The sequence below is a fragment of the Mycolicibacter sp. MU0102 genome (genome assembly GCF_963378105.1).
GTDB lineage: Bacteria > Actinomycetota > Actinomycetes > Mycobacteriales > Mycobacteriaceae > Mycobacterium > Mycobacterium holstebronense.
This window is the reverse complement of record NZ_OY726398.1, coordinates 2,295,006-2,311,925: the sequence shown is the minus strand read 5'-3', so window position 1 is coordinate 2,311,925 and position 16,920 is coordinate 2,295,006. Positions and strand designations below refer to the sequence as shown.

Below are 16,920 nucleotides of genomic sequence, written 5' to 3'. Positions count from 1 at the left end.
TCGCGGTCATGGCCCCAACTTTCGCCCAGATCGCCAAGTCCGACTATTTGCTGCTGACCACCTTCACCAAGGATGGCCGGCCCAAGCCGACCCCGGTATGGGCGGCGGCCGAGGGTGACCGACTGCTGGTGATCACCCAGGAGTCGTCCTGGAAGGTCAAGCGAATCCGCAACACCCCGCGGGTGACCTTGGCGGTCTGCGATGTGCGGGGACGGCCCAAGGGCGAGGCCATCGAAGCCGTCGCCACGGTCTTGGACAAATCGGACAACGGTGCCGTCTATGCGGCAATCGGCAAGCGCTACAAGTTGATCGGGCCGGTGTTCAACTTCTTCAGCAAGCTGCGGGGCGGCATGCGCACCAACGTCGGGCTCGCGTTGACCCCGGCCGGACCGGAGTGATCGACTGCATCACATATAATGGACTTTGCTCATTGAAATGAGCATTGTTGGATCGGAACCCCGACCTCTAGGAGCCACCATGGCCACCGTCACTTCCGATCAGATTCTCGGTGACATCGTCACCGCCGACCCGTCGTCCACCCGCATCCTGAGCCGGTTCGGGATCGATTTCTGCTGCCACGGTCAGCGCACCCTGGGCGCGGCGTGCGCCGCGGACGGAGTCGACGCCGACGAACTGCTGGCCGCGCTCAACGCCACGTCACCGGGCCGGCCGGCCGACTGGGCAGAGTACGACGACACCTCGCTGATCGCCCATATCGTCAGCACCCACCACCGGTTCCTGTGGGATGAGTTCCCGCGGTTGGCGGAGTTGGTGGACAAAGTGGCGCGCGTGCATGGTCCCAACCACGGCGAGCTGCTGCGGGTCCGCGACGTGTTCCATCAGCTCCGCGGCGGCATGGAACCGCACCTGCGCACCGAAGAGACGCTGTTGTTCCCCCAGATCAGCCTGCATGCCGGGGGATCGGACCGACCGCTGCCCGACGAGGTGCGCACCGAACTGGCCGAGAACCAGCAAGAGCATGACAATGCCGGTCATCTGCTGGCTGAACTGCGTGAGCTCACCAACGGCTACGCCGTCCCAGCCGATGCCTGCGCCAGCTACACCGCGATGCTGGCCGGTCTGGCGGACCTGGAGTCCGACATTCACCTGCACGTACACAAGGAGAACAACGTGCTGTTCCCGCGGGTGCTGGCGGCGGCCGGCGATCCGGCCTAAGCGGTCAGGCTTTGGGGCGCAGGTGCTCGCCGAAGAAGCCGAACACGCGCTCCCAGGCATCGGCGGTCGCGGCCTCGTTGTAGCCGAAGCCGGCGATGCGGATCAGCGGCTGGGCCGGCAGCTCGTTGGCGAAGCTGTGGCCGACCCCGGGATAGGTTTTGATGTCGTGCGCAATGCCCTTGTCCTCGACCACGCGGCGTAGCCGATCGGCGGCGCCGCGGCCCATTGGGTCGCGCCCCCCGAAGCTGGCCACGATCGGGCAGGCGCCGTCGAGGGTCTGCTCCAGGTGGCGGGGCAGCGGCACACCGTAGAACGGCGCGGAGGCCCCAAACTCATTGGGCGCCAATATTAATGAGAACTGGCCGCCCATGCAGAAACCGGCGATACCAACTGCGCCCGAGCACTCGGGAATGCCCAGCAGATGATCGCGGGCGGCCAGGATGTCATCGAGTGCACGGCCGCGCTGGGTGAGCAGCTCCCGCATCACCCGGGTGATGCAGCGCGCCCGGCCGCCCCGGGAGTACAGGTTCGGCGACAGCGCGAGGTAGCCCGCGCCCGCGATCCGTTCGGAGATGGCCTGCATGTCCCGGCCGTAGCCGATCGCGTCGTGGATCACCACCACACCGGGCCATGGCCCGGGCCCAGCCGGAGTGTCCAGCAGCGCATCGATGGGGCCGGCGGGCGCCTCGATTCGGATCGTCGTCATCGCCTCAGTATTGCTCTCTCGGCAGGTCGCCGCGCCGGCCTGGAACCACATCACCGGCCCGAACGTTGGGATGGCATGGTGAGCGGTGTGCTGCGGATCTTCGGTCTCTACGCCCTGGTGGAGCTGGCGGCGGTTGCCGGATTGATCTGGGCGATCGGCTTCGGCTGGACAACGTTGCTGCTACTGGGCGTTTTCCTGGCCGGACTGGTGCTGGCAAGCGGGCAGATCAGACGCCAGTTCCGCCGGCTGCGTAAGGCGGCTGACCCGGGTGTGCTCGCCGACAGCGGGCTGGTCACGGCCGGCAGCGTGCTGGTGCTCGTTCCTGGGCCGGTGACCTCGCTGGTGGGTCTTTTGCTGTTGGCGCCCCCGACTCGTTCCGCTGCCCGCCCGCTGCTGGCGGCGGTGGCGGCCACCGCGCTGGGCAGGCACACCCCGCTGCTGGCTGCGGCCACGGTCGGTCGGCAGTGGTACACCACCCGGCGCCCGCCCGGAAGCCGAGCCGACTACATCGACGCCGAATTCGTCGACGTCACCGACACCGGGCAGCGCGCCCTTCCGGTCGCCTGACCGGCAGCCCGCGCCAACCCGTACTTTCTACGTCGTGACCGTTGTGACCGGCAGGCCTGCCTCTTTGCTGCTCGGCGGGCGAATCCACAGCCCCAGTCATCCCGATGCCACCGCGATGGCGGTCCGGGACGGCGTGGTGGCCTGGCTGGGCAGCGACGACGTCGGCCGCGAGCAGTTCCCCCAGGCCGAGGTGATCGAACTCGACGGCGCGCTGGTGACCCCGGCATTCGTGGACAGCCATGTCCACGTCACCGAGACGGGCCTGTGCCGCATCGGCCTGGACCTTCGGCCGGCGACCTCGGCACAACACTGCCTGCAACTGATCGCCGACTACGCCGCGGCCCACCCCGGTGCGCCGATCCGCGGGCACGGCTGGGACGAATCCGGCTGGCCCGACGGCCGTGCCCCTGACACCGCGGCCATTGACGCTGTGGTGGGGGATCGACCCGCATACCTGTCTCGCGCCGACGTCCACTCCGCGTTGGCCTCCTCCGCGTTGCGCAACCTGGTGCCGGAACTTCCGGCCGGAATCGACGCTGCCGCCCCACTGTCCGGCGACGCCCACCACCGGGTCCGTGCCATGGCCGGCACCCTGCTCACCGCCGCGCAGCGCGCCGAGGCCCGGGTGGCTGCGCTGGATGCCGCCGCCGCGGCCGGGATCGTCGCGGTACATGAATGTGCCGGCCCGGACATCGGCGGTCTCGAGGACTGGCACGAACTGCGGGCACTGGGCGAAGGCGGCCACGGCGTCGAGGTGGTCGGCTACTGGGGCGAGGCGGTCTCCAGCGCCGCCCGGGCACGCGAACTGATCGCCGAGACGGGCGCGCGCGGGCTCGGCGGCGACCTGTTCGTCGATGGAGCGTTGGGCTCGCATACCGCCTGGCTCGGTGAGCCCTACGCCGACGCCCCCGGCTGTACCGGCGTGTGCCATCTGGACCTCGACGCCGTCACCGCCCACCTGTTGGCCTGCACCGAGGCGGAGGTGACCGCCGGATTCCACGTGATCGGCGACGCCGCGGTCGCCACCGTGGTTGCGGCGCTGGAACGGGCGGTGGAGAAGTTCGGGGTGCCGGCGGTGGCCCGTTGCGGGCACCGGCTGGAGCACCTGGAGATGGTCAGCGCCGAGCAGGCCGCCAAGTTGGGTTCCTGGGGCGTGATCGCCAGCATGCAGCCGGCTTTCGATGCACTGTGGGGCGGCGAGGAGGGCATGTACGCCCAGCGTCTGGGCTCCGAGCGAGCCGCCGGGTTGAACCCATTTGCGCTGTTAGCATCCCAAGGCGTGCCCCTCGCGTTCGGTTCTGACAGCCCGGTGACCGCATTGGATCCGTGGGCTGCGGTGCGTGCCGCCGCGAACCACCGCACGCCGGGCAGTGCGGTTTCGATGCGGGCGGCTTTCGCCGCGTCGACGCGCGGTGGCTGGCGGGCCGCCGGTATCAACGACGGCCTCACCGGGACGCTGGCGGCCGGCGCACCCGCCTCCTATGCGGTCTGGGAGACCAGTGCCCTGGCCGTTGAGGCGCCTCGCGACTCCGTTCAGCGATGGTCGACCGATCCACGCGCACGGGTGCCCGCGCTGCCGGTTCTCGAGCCCGGCGCGAGCCCCCAATGCCGTCGCACTGTGCACCGTGGTGTGGTTCTGCATGGCTGAGCCCACCGAGGAACCGGCAGCGGAAACCCGCACCGATCCGGCCGCTGACGTGCCGGCGACCGAATCGGACGGCGATGTTCTCGCCCACGCCGACCAGCCCGGGCCGAACCGGCTGGAACGGTTAGGTATCGCCGCCGCCGATCGCTGGGCGCAGCTGGCCGCGTCGGTGGCGGCGGGCATGCTGTTGCGGTCCAGCTTCGCCCCGCTGAACTGGTGGTGGGCCGCGATTTTGGCCGTCGCGCTGCTGAGCTGGGTGCTCGTTCGCCGCGAGACCACCTTTGCCGGAGGTTTCGGCTACGGCCTGCTGTGTGGCCTGGCGTTCTACCTGCCGCTGCTGCCGTGGGTGGGCGGACTGGTCGGCCCGGCGCCCTGGCTGATCCTGGCGCTGATGTGTGCGCTGTTTCCCGCGCTGTTCGGATCGGCGGCGGTGGCAGTGCGGTCACTGCCCGGCTGGCCGATCTGGTTCGCGCTGCTGTGGGCCGCCCAGGAATGGGCGAAATCGGTAGTTCCGTTCGGCGGGTTCCCTTGGGGGGCGGTGGGATACGGCCAGACCGCGGGACCGTTGCTGCCGCTGGTCGCGCTCGGCGGCGTTCCGCTGTTGTCGACCGGGGTGGTGCTGATCGGTTGCGCCGGTACCGCTCTGGCCATCGAGATCGTGCGGTGGCTGCGGAACCCACCGACCCCCGACTCCGCTAACCGCCCGCCGGCGGTGCTGGTGCCCGGACTGTGTATCTGTCTGGTGATGCTGACCGCCGTCGTGGTGTGGCCGGGGGTGCGCCGTTCCGGCGTGGGCGCCGGCGACGAACCGTCGATCACGGTGGCCGCCGTGCAGGGCAATGTGCCGCGGCTGGGTCTCGATTTCAACGCCCAGCGCCGCGAGGTGCTCGACTACCACGTCCGCGAAACCCTGCGATTGGCAGAGGATGTCGCGACCGGGCGCGCCCCGCAGCCGTTGTTCGTGATCTGGCCGGAGAACGCCTCGGACATCGACCCGGTCACCAACATCGACGCCGCGCAGCAGATCACCGTCGCTGCCCAAGCGGTTGACGCCCCGATCCTGGTGGGCACGGTACGTGCCGCGCCCGGCTGGAGCCGGGACAATCCGGCGGCGTCGAATTCGGTGCTGGTGTGGGATCCGCGCACCGGGCCGGGGGAGAGCCACGACAAGCGGATCGTGCAGCCGTTCGGTGAGTACCTGCCCTGGCGCGGGTTCTTCCGTCACCTCTCCAGCTATGCCGATCGGGCCGGCTACTTCGTTCCCGGTCACGGCAACGGGGTGGTGCATGTGGCCGGTGTCCCGGTCGGGGTGACCACTTGCTGGGAGGTGATCTTCGATCGCGCGCCGCGCCAGTCGGTACTCGCCGGCGCCCAGCTGTTGGCAGTACCGACCAACAACGCCACCTTCGACGAGACGATGAGCGACCAGCAGCTGGCGTTTGCCAAGGTGCGCGCTGTCGAGCATGACCGCTACGTCGTGGTCGCCGGAACCACCGGGATCAGCGCGGTCATTGCCCCCGACGGCCGTGAGCTGGCCCGCACCGCGTTCTTCGAGCCCGCCTACCTCGACAGTCACGTGCGGCTCAAGACCACGCTGACACCGGCGACGCGGTGGGCGCCGGTGCTGCAGTGGGTGTTGCTCGGAGCGGCCGTTGCGTCCCTGCTGGCCGCCATACGGCAAAATGGAAACTTCATGCGCGGTCGGATTACGCGACGTCATTTCAAGCGGGGCCGCACCGGCGCCGATGCGGAGAACGGGAGGAACGGCGCCGATGAGTGAGCGTCCCAGCCTGCACACTCTGGTGGTCATCCCCACCTACAACGAGTTGGAGAACCTGCCGATCATCCTGGATCGGCTACAGCAGGCCCGACCCGATGTGCACGTCCTCGTCGTCGACGACGGCAGCCCGGACGGTACCGGGAAGCTGGCCGACGAGCGGGCGGCCGCCGACCCCGCGCGCATTCACGTCATGCACCGGACCTCCAAGGCCGGACTGGGCGCGGCCTACCTGGCCGGTTTCGCCTGGGGGTTGGAGCGCAACTACGAGGTGATCGTGGAGATGGATGCCGACGGCAGCCACGCGCCCGAGCAGCTCTATCGGTTGCTAGACGCCATTGACGCGGGCGCCGACCTGGCGATCGGCTCGCGCTACGTCGACGGCGGGACGGTGCGAAACTGGCCGGTGCGCCGGTTGGTGCTGTCCAAGACCGCCAACACTTATGCGCGTCTGCTGCTCGGCGTCGGAATCCACGACATCACCGCCGGTTATCGGGCCTACCGTCGCGGCGTGCTGGAGAAGATCGGTCTGGACGCGGTCGACTCGAAGGGCTACTGCTTCCAGGTCGACCTCACCTGGCGCGCCGTCAACAGCGGGTTCACCATCACCGAGGTGCCGATCACGTTCACCGAACGTGAGCTGGGTGTGTCGAAGATGAGCGGCTCGAACATCCGCGAAGCGATGGTCAAGGTCGCGAAGTGGGGGATCGGCGGCCGGGTGAACCGGCTGCGGGGCGCCCGCGGCTAGCAGGCCGCTGGGCCCAAGCGCCTGGGGACAGGCGCCGGCGAGGCCTTAGCCGCGCCGCTTCGTCTTGATCAGGTCCAGACGCTCCTTGAGCAGCTCCTCGAGCTCTTCGACCGAGCGGCGCTCCAGCAGCATGTCCCAGTGGGTGCGCGGCGGCTTGACCTTCTTCGGCTCGGGCGCATCGCCTTCGAGCAGGGAGCCTTCCAACCCGTTTTTGCACATCCAGGTGCCGGGGAGCTCCGCGTCGTCGGCGAAGGGGACCTCGAACTCTTCACCGTTGTCGGTGCGGTAACGCGCCATGCGACGCGGCGCCAGGTCGTGGTTGCGGTCGGTCTCGTAGCTCACGGCTCCCAGCCGACTGCCCCGCAGAACACGATCAGCCATGACCCACTCTCCTTATGCCTATTGGTGAAAAATGCCTCGCGAGTGTCAACGCGAGCGAACCCTCTGAAGTTCCCGGCGCACATGGCGCGACCTCTCATGATACCGGGAACATCGCGGTCCCCGGACTAAGGTGTTCAGTCGTGCCTCGCAGTCCCCGCCCCCAGCCGTGCCGATGGTGCGGCCGCGACGTGGGTGATGCCGGGATCGGACGCCGCCGGCAATACTGCCGGCAGTCCTGCCGGCAGCGCGCCTACGAGCAGCGCGCCCTGATCAACAGCGGGAAGACGACCGCACTGACGCCCGACTCCGTGGTGCTCTCCGCCGACGAAGCGACCGCCCTGTCTGACCGGGTCTATCAGGTGCGATGCGCGGCCGAAGACATCGCGACCGCCCTGTCCGAAGACGCTCCCCATGATGAGCTGCGGAAACTGTGCGACACGCTGCTGCAGGCCGTCGATTCGGCCGACCGCTGGCGCTGAAGGTCAGCTGGCGCAGCTGAACTGTTCGCCGGCATCGGCGGCCGGCGGCACCGGGTGCAGACAGCCGAAGGTTCCGATGCCCTCCGGGCGCAGCAGCACCGCCGACCGGTGGGCATAGTTCACGCAGATCAGCCCCACTTGATCCGCCCGACAGCGGTAGTCGCCGAACGACAAGGCGGATCCGTCCGGCAGTTGCGCCCCGTCGCCGTGCACAAACCGGCCCGGATCGCCGTGCGCGGAGCCCACCCGCAACGTGTTGCCGCCGAAGTCGACCCAACCGCCCTTCCACTCGCCGTAGATGTCGGCGGGCTGCGCCGGCGGGTTCGCCAGATCCACCACACAGGCCAGGGCGCTGTCGGGGGAACCGGATTCGCTGATGCAGGTGGTGGCGCGGCGGGGCGCAGCCGCCACCGTGAAGGCGACATCATCGATGAGGTCGGTGACCTCGCCGTCGCGGGTCGCCTTGTGGTATTCGGCGGCGTCGACGGGCCGGCCGGCTTCTATCCAGGCGATGACGTCGGAGATCGCCGCGCCCGCAGCGGGGGGAGCCAGCGGCCCCGATGGCTTCGCCGAGGTTGATGTCACCGATGTCGACGGTGCTGTGCTGGACGGAGACGAGCCCGTCGAAGTCGGCTTCGGCTCTTCGACCTTGGCGCCAGAACATCCCGCGACCAACAGCAGTACGGCGATCAGGCCCGTGAGACGCATGCCGTTAGGCTAACCGGCCCTGCTCATGCGGCGGTCCAGCCTCACCTCTCCTTCGTCGAGGTTCGCTAACCACCGGGCTCATGCGGCAGTCCAGCCTCACCTCTCCTTCGTCGAGGTTCGCTAACCACCGGGCTCATGCGGCGGTCCAGCCTCGCCTCTCCTTCGTCGAGGTTCGCTAACCACCGGGTGATTCGCTACCGTTCGGCTCATGCATAACCACCCTGTGCAGGCCCGCATCGCCACCGGCGTCGTGGAGGGTTTCGTCCGCGACGGGGTGCGCAGATGGCGGTCCATCCCTTATGCCCGCCCGCCGGTGGGGCCGCTGCGGTTTCGGGCGCCCCAGCCGGCGGAGCCGTGGTCGGGGGTGCGCCATTGCCACGGTTTCACCAATTGCGCGCCGCAGGAACGGTTCTACACCGTCCTGGGTCCCGGCCGGTTTCAGCCGACCAGTGAGGACTGCCTGACGCTCAACGTGGTGGCCCCGGAGGACACCGACACCGGCCCGCTGCCGGTCATGGTGTTCATCCACGGCGGCGGCTACATCATGGGCAGTTCGGCCACCCCCATCTATGACGGCGCGGCGCTGGCCCGTCGCGGCTGTGTGTACGTGTCGGTCAACTACCGGCTGGGCGCACTGGGGTGTCTGGATCTGTCCTCGCTGTCGACCTCCGACGTCACCCTGGATAGCAACCTGTACCTGCGCGACCTGGTGCTCGCCCTGCGCTGGGTTCAGGAGAACATCGCGACATTCGGCGGCGACCCCGACAACGTCACCATCTTCGGGGAGAGCGCGGGTGCGCACGCGGTGGCCACCCTGTTGGCGGTTCCCGCGGCACAGGGCTTGTTCGCCCGTGCGATCGCCGAAAGCCCGGCCGCGGGCCTGGTGCGAAACACCGACATTGCGGCCGCCTTCGCCGAGCGCTTCGCCGCGTTACTCGGGGTACGCCCGTCCGGCGCCCAGACGCTGCTGCGCGTGACGCCGTCAGAGCTGCTGACCGCCCAAGACCGATTGATCGCCGACGGCAACCGGGACATGCTGGGCGCGTTCCCGATCGGGCCGGTGTGCGGCGACGACGTGCTGCCGGTGGACCCGGTTGAGGCGATGCGTCAGGGATCAGCGCACCGGGTTCCGCTGATCGTGGGCAGCAACGCCGATGAGGGGCGGCTGTTCACCCGGTTCTTGCGGATGTTGCCGGTCGACGAACCGATGGTCGAGGCGGTACTGGCCGGCACCGACGCGGGAGTGCGTGACCGCATCATCGCCGCCTATCCGGACTACCCGAAACGGGCGGCCTGCATCCGGCTCGGCGGGGATTTCGCCTTCAATGCCGCGGTGTGGCAGATCGCCGATGCCCATGGGGCCCATGCGCCCACCTACGTCTACCGCTACGACTACGCGCCGCGGATGCTGCGCTGGTCGGGTATGGGTGCCACGCACGCCACCGAGTTGTTCGCCGTGTTCGATGTGTACCGCACTGGCGGTTTTGGCCGGCTGCTCACTGCCGGCGCGGACCGCCGGACGGCGTTGCAGGTCAGCAAGCAGGTGCAGCGCCGGTGGGGAGCGTTCAGCCGGGAAGGGCTGCCGGGGGACAACTGGCCGGCCTACACCGCCGACGAGCGTGCCGTCATGGTGTTCGACCGCAAGACTCGCTTGGAGTACGACCCGGCCCCCGAGCGACGCAAGGCCTGGCAAGGCTTTTCGTTAGCGCACTGACGTCCCGCGAGGGAGTCAGGCCCGGGTGACCCGGGTGCCGCCGGCCAGCTCGTCGTGCTTGCCCTGCTTGGTCGGGCTGCCGCTGATCGTCACGGCGATCACGACGTAGGCCACGAAGGCCAGCAGCGCACCGAGGTAGGGGACCACGGCCAGCAAGGTGAACGAATTGCGGATGGCCGACTGCGAAGCCGTCGGCTTCGACACTCCGTCGGGCCCGTGCACCGCCAAGCCCAGCAATCGCTTGCCGGGGGTGGCGCCCTGAGTCACCTCGAACAGCACGAAGTAGCCGAACGTCAGCGCCCCGGAGAACAGGCCGGTGACCAGGAACGGGTAATCGTCGGAGAACAAGAACACCGACAGGAAGAACGCCACGATGCCGACCAGGAAGCCGTCGAGCACGCGGGCCCAAAAGCGCCTGCCCAGCCCGCCTGGTTGCTGTCCCCACCCGGGCTGCGGCCCCCAGCCCTGCGGCGGCGGATAACCGCCGGGCTGGCCATATCCGGGGCCTCCGGGGCCTCCGGCGCCATAGCCAGGACCGTTCGGGCCGAAATCGCCGGTTGTCATCAGATTCGCTCCTGACCACGTTGGATGTTCGCCAATGTACCGTGACGGACGGGGACGGAAGCGGTTTCTGCGGAGGGCGAAACGGCGGACTGATGTACCGGATCGCGGTGGTGCTCATCGTCGCATCGCATCTTGCGTTCGTCGGCTACGTCGTGGTCGGCGGCTTTCTCGCCGTGCGATGGCCGCGCACTCTCTGGCTGCACGGTGCGGCGACGTTCTGGGCGGTGCTGATCGTTGTCGGACACCTGGACTGCCCGCTGACCTGGCTGGAGCGCCGGGCGCGCGCCGCCGCCGGTATGGCCCCGCTGCCGGCGGACGGATTCATCGCCCACTATTTAGCCGGTGTGCTGTACCCGCCGGGGTGGACCATCGCGGTCGAGGTCGCGGTGCTGGTGACGGTGCTCGGGTCCTGGGCGCTGTGTGCGCGAGAAGCGCTGCGCCGCCGACGATACTGTGGACGCATGCGGGCGCTGGTCATCGTCGATGTGCAGAACGATTTCTGCGACGGGGGAGCGATCCCGGTGCCTGGCGCCGTGACCGTCGCGCAGGAGATCAGCCGTTACGTGGACAGCCCAGCCGGCAAGGCCCGCTACGCGCACGTGGTGGCCACTGCGGACTGGCACGTCGATCCCGGCCCGCATTTCTCCGAGCATCCGGACCATGAGACGTCCTGGCCGCGGCACTGCGTCGCGGGAAGTCCCGGTGCGCAGTTTCCTCCGGCGCTGAGCACCGATCGGATCGAGGCGGTCTTCAAAAAGGGCGCGTACAGCGCGGGATACAGCGGCTTCGAGGGTGTCGATGACGCCGGCACCTCACTGCACGACTGGCTGATCCAACATCGGGTGCGCAACCTCGACGTGGTCGGTGTCGCCACCGAACACTGCGTGTGCGCTACCGCCAAAGATGCTGTCCGCGAGGGCTTTTCCACCGCCGTGTTGTCGGACCTGACCGCGGGCGTGTCGGCCGAGTCGAGCGCCGCCGCGCTGGCGGAGATACGCAGCGCCGGTGTGGCTGTGGTGGAGGCGGCCTGATGACGGACGCCATCGCCGCGGAGCTGCTGGCCGCAGTCGAGCAGTCACCGACCGCGGCGGCCGCCCACGACAGGGCCGCATGGGCAGGGCTGTTCAGCGCCGACGGCCGGGTGGAGGATCCGGTGGGGTCGCGGCCGCACGTCGGCCCCGAGCAGATCGGCCGGTTCTACGACACGTTCATCGGTCCGCGCGACATCACCTTCCACCGCGACCTGGACATTGTGCGTGGGACGGCGGTCGTACGCGATCTGCAGCTCGAGGTCGCGATGGGACCGTCGGTCACCATGCACATCCCGGCGATCCTGCGCTATGACCTGCACGAGTCGGCCGGTGGCTGGGAACTGCAGCGGTTACGCGCCTACTGGGAGCTGCCGGCCATGGTGGGGCAGTTCCTCGGCAACGGCATCGCCGCACTGCCCGCCGGGATCGGGTTGTCCCGAGCACTGCTGCGCAATCAGCGACTGACCGGCGCCGCCGGATTCCTCGGCGGGTTCCGCCGACCGAGCAGCAGGGGTAAGGAACCGGTGCAAGCCTTCCTGGAAGCGCTCACCGTGGGCAACACGGCCACCGCGCGCGGATTGCTATCACCTGGTGCCACAGTCTCTTACGGCGACGATACCGCCGTGGACCTCGCCGACCTCGGGTCGCAGCTGGACGGCGCGCGCCTGACCAAGATGTTGGCCGCGGGCAGCACCGTCGCAGTGTCGACCAGCTCAGCGCAGCGACGCGCCGTGCTCTTCTTCGACGTGGCCGCCCGTGGTGCGCGTATCACGACAATCCGGTATTTCCCAGCAGCCTGATTAGGCGCCGCAGCGGCGATAAGCTCATCTACGTGCCGAGCTTTCGAATTGCCGAAGTCGCCGAGCTCCTCGGGGTCAGCGACGACACCGTCCGCCGGTGGATCGACTCCGGTCGCCTGTCGCTGACGACGGGCAGTGGCCCCCGCATGGTCGACGGTGCCGAGCTGGCACGGTTTGCCCAGGAGCGCGCCGCCGTCGAACCGGTGTCCCGCAATCCGGTGGTGGGCCAGTCGGCACGCAACCGGATGGTCGGGCTGGTCACCAAGGTCACCCGCGACACGGTGATGGCGCAGGTCGAGGTCCAGGCCGGCCCGTTCCGGTTGGTCTCACTGGTCAGCAGGGAGGCCGCCGACGAGCTGCAGCTGCAGCCCGGCAGCCTGGTAGTCGCCTCGGTCAAGGCCACCAACGTCGTCGTCGAACTGCCACGACGGGCCGGTGCGGCCAGCCACACCGACCCGGCCGCCGAATTCGGCTAGATCAAGCCAGCATCACCAACGATGCTGTCGCCGCCAGCAGGAACAATGCCGGAAACCCGATGTTGGAGAACACCCCGGCGCGCACATGCGTCGCGACAGCCCCGATGAAGTAGGCCACCAGGCCGGCCGCGGCGGCGACACCGATCAGCGGAACACCCGCCAGTCCGATGAGCAACCCCACGCCGCCGGCCAGTTTCAGCCCGCCTAACAGCGGCAACCAGGACCGCGGCACGCCCACCCGCGCGGAATTGGCCAGGACGAACTGCGCCGGAATGAAGTCGGGTATGGCAATGGCGATGGTGATGCCCGCGGTGACCGCGACCGTCACCAGGTAGACAGTCGGTACGCTCATGGTGTTGCTCTTCCTGTCGTCGGTGGATATGGCTCTATCCCTGTGACGACTCCCGAACGGGAAAGGTGACCCATGGGCAACACCGACGTTCTGGCCCAACGGTTCGAGGACAACCGCCGACATCTGCATTCGGTGGCGTTGCATCTGCTCGGCTCAGCGGCAGACGCCGACGACGCTGTCCAATCCGCTTGGCTGAAGGCCAGCAGCGCCGACTTCGCCGCGGTGGACAATCTGCCCGGATGGCTCACCACCATCACCGCACGCACCGCCATAGACCAGTTGCGGGCACGCTCACGTCGCATCGAGCAATCACTGTCGGATGCACCTGAGTTGGACAGCTCCCCAGCGCTTGCCACACCGGCCGCCGACGAACAGGCGCTGCGCGCGGAAGCGGTCAGCCGGGCCCTGCTGGTGGTGCTGGATCGGTTGTCGCCGGCACAGCGCGTCGCCTTCGTGCTGCACGACGTGTTCGATGTGCCGTTCGAGCAGATCGGCGACGTACTGGACCGCTCGCCGGACGCGGCCAAGAAGTTGGCCAGCCGTGCCCGGGCACGACTGCAGGCCGCGCCAGCTGAGCAGCCGCGACGCCGCGCCGAGCATCTCGAGATCGTGAGCGCGTTCTTGGCCGCCTCGCGCGGCGGCGACATCGCCACCCTGTTGGAGTTGTTGGCGCCCGATGTGGTGCGCCGCGTCGACCCCGTGTTGATACCTGCCGGCGTGCCCACCGAGATGCGTGGCGCTGGCGATGTCGCCACCGAGACTCGGCACTTCACCCGGCGTGCTCGCGCCGGTGCCGTGCTGCTCATCGACGGCGCACCTGGTATCGCAATTGCCCCGGCAGGTCGCCTGCTGGCGCTGTTGCGCATCGGAATCGGCGACGACGGGCGCATCCACACCATTGATATCGCGGGCGATCCCGAGCGGTTGCGCACCGCGACGCTGCAACTCCCGCAGACCTGATCCGCCGCAAGAACACGTGACGGCCGCCCATGGCGGCGGGTTCTGCTTTGATGGGTCACGCGAACCGATGTGTATGAGGGGGCGTCCATGCCAGACGAAACGACGGCCGCAGGGGAGACCGCAGCGGCGGGGGAGAGTACGGCGCCAGCGCCGTCACCGCCCGCGGTGACGGCCCGTGGCATCACGATGACCGGGCCGTGGGGACGCGTCTTCGGACCGCTGGATTTGGACATTCCGGCAGGCGGTACCACCGTGCTGGTCGGTCCTCCGGGGTCGGGTCGCACCGCCCTGATGATGAACCTGGCCGGCCGGATGAAGCCATCGTCGGGCACGCTCACCGTGCTCGGGCGCAACAAAGCCCGCGACATCTTCGACGTCGCTGCCCTGGCCGGGATCGAACAGCTCGACGCGATCTTCGAGTCGGTGACGGTCGCAGACCTGATCACCGAACAGATCCGCTGGGATGCACCCTGGTACCAGTTGGTCCGCCGTGCCGGCGACGCCGAGCGCGACGCGATCTGCCGCCCGGTCTTCGGCGACCTGCCGGTACCCCAACTGCACGACTACGTCGAGCACCTCGATGAAATGACCGGGTTGTTGCTGCGCATCGCGCTGGCCAACACCGCACGTCCACCGCTGCTGGTGGTCGGCAGCATCGATGAGATCAAAAACAGCCGCGATCGCGCGATCCTGCTTACCCGGCTGGTCGCGCTGGGGGAGAAGCAGACCGTGATCACCTCGTCGGCCAACCCGATTCCCGACGGGTTCGGGCTCGCCGGGCAGATCACCGTCGACCGTCTGGAGCGCGCCGAGCTCGTTCCCGGCCGACACGAGAAGGGGAACCGCTGACCATGCTCGCCGGAATGTCACTGGGCACCGACCTCAAACGCTATTCGCGCGGCACCATGCCGCGGCTGGCCCTGATCACCATCATCGTGCTGCCGCTGCTCTACGGGGCGATGTATCTGTGGGCGTTCTGGAATCCGTTCGCCGCCATCGACAAAATCCCGGTCGCCCTGGTCAACGAGGACACCGGCGCCGTGGTCTCGGGTGAACAGTTGCATGCTGGTGACGAGGTCACCCGGGCGCTGATCGACTCCAAGCAGCTCGATCTGCATCAGGTGTCGGAAAGCGAAGCCGTCAAAGGTGTTTCCGACGGAACCTACTACTTCTCGATCACCCTGCCGTCGGATTTCAGCACGGCGGTGGTGTCCCCGGCGGGCCCGCATCCGCAAAAAGCACAGATCCAGTTCCGGTTCAACGACGCCAACAACTACCTGGCCTCGGTCATGGGGCAGAACGCCGCCCGCGAGGTGCTCAACGAAGTGAGCTCCAAGGTCGGCCAGCAGGTGATCGGCACCGCACTGACCCAGGTGACCGACGAGGTCAAGAATGCGGCGGACGGAGCCGGCCAACTCTCGGACGGCTCAAAAACGTTGGCCGACAACATGGGCACGGCCCGTGACGGTTCGGCGGCGCTCGCCGACGGAATCCGCCAGCTGAATCACGGTGTCCAACGGGCGACCGATCCGCTGCTCAAGGTGACCGACGACCTCGCCAACATGGGCTTCGACCCGAATGCCGCCGGTGCGGCCGCCGCCAGCCTCAGCGGCAACCTCAAGACGGTCAGTGACCGGATCGCGTCGCTCAACGTCAACTACCAACAGGCTGCCGGGATCGTCAACCAGGTGGTAGACGCCTTGCGCGGCAACCCCGACCCGGCGGTACGCGGGCTCGGTGACACCCTCGCCGGCGCCCAGCGGCTGCTCGATGTCGAGGGACTGGACCCGGCCACCGACGAGGGCCTGAACCAGCTGCGCGCCAACACCCAACAGCTGGAGAACGATCTGGCCAATCCCAACAGCGGGCTGCGTACCTTCATGACCCACGCCCTCGACGGCGGTCTCCGGTCGGATGTGGTCGCGCTACGCGACGGGGCCACCGCGCTGGTAGCCGGGGCGAACCAGCTCAGCGACGGGCTGGTCCAACTGACCGACGGCAGCAATCAGCTCAAGGACGGCGCCGCCCAACTGGCGTCGGGGCTGGGCGAGGCCGACCAGCGCGCATCGACCATCACCGACCAGCAACGCGTCGACGTCTCGGCCATCCTGGCCAGCCCGGTCGGGGTGGACATGGACTTCACCCATCACGCAGCCACCTTCGGCACCGGGTTCGCCCCGTTCTTCTTGCCGCTGGCACTGTTCATCGGCTCGCTGATCGTGTGGATGTTATTGACCCCGCTGCAGACTCGCGCCATCGTCAACGGCGTCGGCGCTCTGCGGGTGGTGCTCGCCTCGTACTGGCCGGCCCTGCTGCTGGGGGTGTGCCAGGTCTTGCTCATGTACACGGTGGTGCACTTCGGGGTGGGGCTGCAGGCCCGCCACGCCGCGGGCATGGTCGCCTTCTTGGCGTTGATCGCCGCGTCGTTCCTGGCGATGATCCAAGCGTTCAACGCCGTGCTCGGTGTGGCCGTCGGCCGGGTGTTCACCCTGGCCTTCCTGATGTTCCAGCTGGTGTCGTCCGGCGGGGTGTATCCGGTCGAGACGACGGCGAAACCGTTTCAGATATTGCATCCCTACGACCCGATGACGTATGCCGTCAACGGGTTACGCCAGTTGACCGTCGGCGGTATCGACGAGCGGTTGTGGACATCGGTGGCCGTGTTGGCCGGGATCCTGGTGGTATCACTTATTGCCAGCTCCTGGGCTGCGCGCCGAGATCGTCAGTTCACCCTCGAACGTCTCTACCCGCCGATCGAAGTCTGACGGTTTCGCGGGTGCTGGCCTCCGGTGCACGATCACTTACGCGCCGCAGCGTGCTGCGCGGCGCCGGAGCG

At 68.4% G+C, this 16,920-nt stretch carries 19 protein-coding genes and 1 pseudogene; 15 read left to right on the top strand and 5 right to left on the bottom strand.

Annotated features, from left to right (window positions below; translation table 11 throughout):
- Positions 1-8 precede the first annotated feature (8 nt).
- Complete coding sequence (locus tag RCP37_RS10760) at positions 9-398, top strand: PPOX class F420-dependent oxidoreductase (RefSeq protein ID WP_308486818.1); 390 nt, start codon at positions 9-11, stop codon at positions 396-398.
- A 79-nt stretch (positions 399-477) separates the two neighbouring features.
- Positions 478-1,176, top strand: coding sequence for an iron-sulfur cluster repair di-iron protein (ric, locus tag RCP37_RS10755; protein WP_308486817.1), 699 nt, complete (start codon positions 478-480; stop codon positions 1,174-1,176).
- A gap of 4 nt (positions 1,177-1,180) precedes the next feature.
- Here the strand turns inward: ric and RCP37_RS10750 are convergent, their stop codons facing one another.
- Positions 1,181-1,882 (bottom strand): dienelactone hydrolase family protein, encoded by a 702-nt coding sequence (locus RCP37_RS10750; protein ID WP_308486816.1) that lies wholly within the window; start codon positions 1,880-1,882, stop codon positions 1,181-1,183.
- A 78-nt stretch (positions 1,883-1,960) separates the two neighbouring features.
- Between RCP37_RS10750 and RCP37_RS10745 the strand changes: the two genes are divergently transcribed.
- From RCP37_RS10745 to RCP37_RS10730, 4 genes are all read left to right on the top strand, one after another.
- The gene (locus RCP37_RS10745) at positions 1,961-2,449 is read left to right on the top strand and encodes an FxsA family protein (protein ID WP_308486815.1); all 489 of its coding nucleotides are present in this window, start codon (positions 1,961-1,963) and stop codon (positions 2,447-2,449) included.
- Between the two features lie 115 nt (positions 2,450-2,564).
- Complete coding sequence (locus tag RCP37_RS10740; protein ID WP_308487039.1) at positions 2,565-4,097, top strand: amidohydrolase; 1,533 nt, start codon at positions 2,565-2,567, stop codon at positions 4,095-4,097.
- Entirely contained in the window at positions 4,090-5,874 is a 1,785-nt protein-coding gene (gene lnt / locus RCP37_RS10735; protein ID WP_308486814.1) for an apolipoprotein N-acyltransferase, read from the top strand. Before RCP37_RS10740 ends, lnt begins: the two co-directional genes overlap by 8 nt.
- On the top strand, positions 5,867-6,619 hold the full coding sequence (locus RCP37_RS10730) for a polyprenol monophosphomannose synthase (protein ID WP_308486813.1): 753 nt from the start codon (positions 5,867-5,869) through the stop codon (positions 6,617-6,619). The genes lnt and RCP37_RS10730 overlap by 8 nt, the downstream gene beginning before the upstream one ends.
- Positions 6,620-6,664: 45 nt before the next feature.
- On the opposite strand, the gene RCP37_RS10725 is transcribed toward RCP37_RS10730, so the two are convergent.
- Positions 6,665-7,000 carry an RNA polymerase-binding protein RbpA gene (locus RCP37_RS10725; RefSeq protein ID WP_308486812.1) on the bottom strand — a complete coding sequence of 112 codons (336 nt, stop codon included), beginning with the start codon at positions 6,998-7,000 and terminating at the stop codon, positions 6,665-6,667.
- 140 nt (positions 7,001-7,140) lie between these two features.
- On the opposite strand from RCP37_RS10725, the gene RCP37_RS10720 reads away from it, so the two are divergent.
- Positions 7,141-7,479 (top strand): hypothetical protein, encoded by a 339-nt coding sequence (locus RCP37_RS10720; RefSeq protein WP_308486811.1) that lies wholly within the window; start codon positions 7,141-7,143, stop codon positions 7,477-7,479.
- A 3-nt stretch (positions 7,480-7,482) separates the two neighbouring features.
- On the opposite strand, the gene RCP37_RS10715 is transcribed toward RCP37_RS10720, so the two are convergent.
- The gene (locus RCP37_RS10715; protein WP_308486810.1) at positions 7,483-8,187 is read right to left on the bottom strand and encodes a hypothetical protein; all 705 of its coding nucleotides are present in this window, start codon (positions 8,185-8,187) and stop codon (positions 7,483-7,485) included.
- Positions 8,188-8,395: 208 nt separating this feature from the next.
- On the opposite strand from RCP37_RS10715, the gene RCP37_RS10710 reads away from it, so the two are divergent.
- On the top strand, positions 8,396-9,901 hold the full coding sequence (locus tag RCP37_RS10710; RefSeq protein WP_308486809.1) for a carboxylesterase/lipase family protein: 1,506 nt from the start codon (positions 8,396-8,398) through the stop codon (positions 9,899-9,901).
- A gap of 15 nt (positions 9,902-9,916) precedes the next feature.
- On the opposite strand, the gene RCP37_RS10705 is transcribed toward RCP37_RS10710, so the two are convergent.
- Positions 9,917-10,465, bottom strand: a complete 549-nt coding sequence (locus RCP37_RS10705) for an RDD family protein (RefSeq protein WP_308486808.1) — start codon at positions 10,463-10,465, stop codon at positions 9,917-9,919.
- A gap of 92 nt (positions 10,466-10,557) precedes the next feature.
- Here RCP37_RS10705 and RCP37_RS10700 point away from each other — a divergent pair.
- The 4 genes and pseudogenes from RCP37_RS10700 to RCP37_RS10685 all read left to right on the top strand — a co-directional run.
- Positions 10,558-10,872 (top strand): annotated as a pseudogene (locus tag RCP37_RS10700) (DUF2784 domain-containing protein); the annotation flags it as partial.
- A gap of 54 nt (positions 10,873-10,926) precedes the next feature.
- Positions 10,927-11,496, top strand: coding sequence for an isochorismatase family protein (locus RCP37_RS10695; protein WP_308487038.1), 570 nt, complete (start codon positions 10,927-10,929; stop codon positions 11,494-11,496).
- Positions 11,496-12,296, top strand: a complete 801-nt coding sequence (locus tag RCP37_RS10690) for a nuclear transport factor 2 family protein (protein ID WP_308486807.1) — start codon at positions 11,496-11,498, stop codon at positions 12,294-12,296. Before RCP37_RS10695 ends, RCP37_RS10690 begins: the two co-directional genes overlap by 1 nt.
- Before the next feature lie 32 nt (positions 12,297-12,328).
- Complete coding sequence (locus tag RCP37_RS10685) at positions 12,329-12,772, top strand: TOBE domain-containing protein (protein WP_308486806.1); 444 nt, start codon at positions 12,329-12,331, stop codon at positions 12,770-12,772.
- A gap of 1 nt (position 12,773) precedes the next feature.
- On the opposite strand, the gene RCP37_RS10680 is transcribed toward RCP37_RS10685, so the two are convergent.
- Positions 12,774-13,124, bottom strand: coding sequence for a DoxX family protein (locus RCP37_RS10680; RefSeq protein WP_308486805.1), 351 nt, complete (start codon positions 13,122-13,124; stop codon positions 12,774-12,776).
- A gap of 72 nt (positions 13,125-13,196) precedes the next feature.
- Here RCP37_RS10680 and RCP37_RS10675 point away from each other — a divergent pair, with 72 nt between their 5' ends.
- The 3 genes from RCP37_RS10675 to RCP37_RS10665 all read left to right on the top strand — a co-directional run bounded on the left by RCP37_RS10675 (position 13,197) and on the right by RCP37_RS10665 (position 16,849).
- Positions 13,197-14,084: a sigma-70 family RNA polymerase sigma factor gene (locus tag RCP37_RS10675; RefSeq protein ID WP_308486804.1), complete on the top strand. Its 888-nt coding sequence runs from the start codon at positions 13,197-13,199 to the stop codon at positions 14,082-14,084.
- Positions 14,085-14,171: 87 nt separating this feature from the next.
- Complete coding sequence (locus RCP37_RS10670; protein ID WP_373693145.1) at positions 14,172-14,933, top strand: ATP-binding cassette domain-containing protein; 762 nt, start codon at positions 14,172-14,174, stop codon at positions 14,931-14,933.
- A gap of 2 nt (positions 14,934-14,935) precedes the next feature.
- Positions 14,936-16,849 (top strand): YhgE/Pip domain-containing protein, encoded by a 1,914-nt coding sequence (locus RCP37_RS10665; RefSeq protein ID WP_308486803.1) that lies wholly within the window; start codon positions 14,936-14,938, stop codon positions 16,847-16,849.
- Positions 16,850-16,920: the final 71 nt, after the last annotated feature.

What these genes read in the sequence shown, in the direction of transcription:
- RCP37_RS10760 (WP_308486818.1), top strand. Translation starts at nt 9, where the DNA reads ATGGCCCCAACTTTCGCCCAGATCGCCAAGTCCGACTATTTGCTGCTG.
- ric (WP_308486817.1), top strand. Translation starts at nt 478, where the DNA reads ATGGCCACCGTCACTTCCGATCAGATTCTCGGTGACATCGTCACCGCC.
- RCP37_RS10750 (WP_308486816.1), bottom strand. Translation starts at nt 1,882, where the DNA reads ATGACGACGATCCGAATCGAGGCGCCCGCCGGCCCCATCGATGCGCTG.
- RCP37_RS10740 (WP_308487039.1), top strand. Translation starts at nt 2,565, where the DNA reads ATGGCGGTCCGGGACGGCGTGGTGGCCTGGCTGGGCAGCGACGACGTC.
- lnt (WP_308486814.1), top strand. Translation starts at nt 4,090, where the DNA reads ATGGCTGAGCCCACCGAGGAACCGGCAGCGGAAACCCGCACCGATCCG.
- RCP37_RS10730 (WP_308486813.1), top strand. Translation starts at nt 5,867, where the DNA reads ATGAGTGAGCGTCCCAGCCTGCACACTCTGGTGGTCATCCCCACCTAC.
- RCP37_RS10725 (WP_308486812.1), bottom strand. Translation starts at nt 7,000, where the DNA reads ATGGCTGATCGTGTTCTGCGGGGCAGTCGGCTGGGAGCCGTGAGCTAC.
- RCP37_RS10715 (WP_308486810.1), bottom strand. Translation starts at nt 8,187, where the DNA reads ATGCGTCTCACGGGCCTGATCGCCGTACTGCTGTTGGTCGCGGGATGT.
- RCP37_RS10710 (WP_308486809.1), top strand. Translation starts at nt 8,396, where the DNA reads ATGCATAACCACCCTGTGCAGGCCCGCATCGCCACCGGCGTCGTGGAG.
- RCP37_RS10705 (WP_308486808.1), bottom strand. Translation starts at nt 10,465, where the DNA reads ATGACAACCGGCGATTTCGGCCCGAACGGTCCTGGCTATGGCGCCGGA.
- RCP37_RS10695 (WP_308487038.1), top strand. Translation starts at nt 10,927, where the DNA reads ATGCGGGCGCTGGTCATCGTCGATGTGCAGAACGATTTCTGCGACGGG.
- RCP37_RS10690 (WP_308486807.1), top strand. Translation starts at nt 11,496, where the DNA reads ATGACGGACGCCATCGCCGCGGAGCTGCTGGCCGCAGTCGAGCAGTCA.
- RCP37_RS10680 (WP_308486805.1), bottom strand. Translation starts at nt 13,124, where the DNA reads ATGAGCGTACCGACTGTCTACCTGGTGACGGTCGCGGTCACCGCGGGC.
- RCP37_RS10675 (WP_308486804.1), top strand. Translation starts at nt 13,197, where the DNA reads ATGGGCAACACCGACGTTCTGGCCCAACGGTTCGAGGACAACCGCCGA.
- RCP37_RS10670 (WP_373693145.1), top strand. Translation starts at nt 14,172, where the DNA reads ATGCCAGACGAAACGACGGCCGCAGGGGAGACCGCAGCGGCGGGGGAG.
- RCP37_RS10665 (WP_308486803.1), top strand. Translation starts at nt 14,936, where the DNA reads ATGCTCGCCGGAATGTCACTGGGCACCGACCTCAAACGCTATTCGCGC.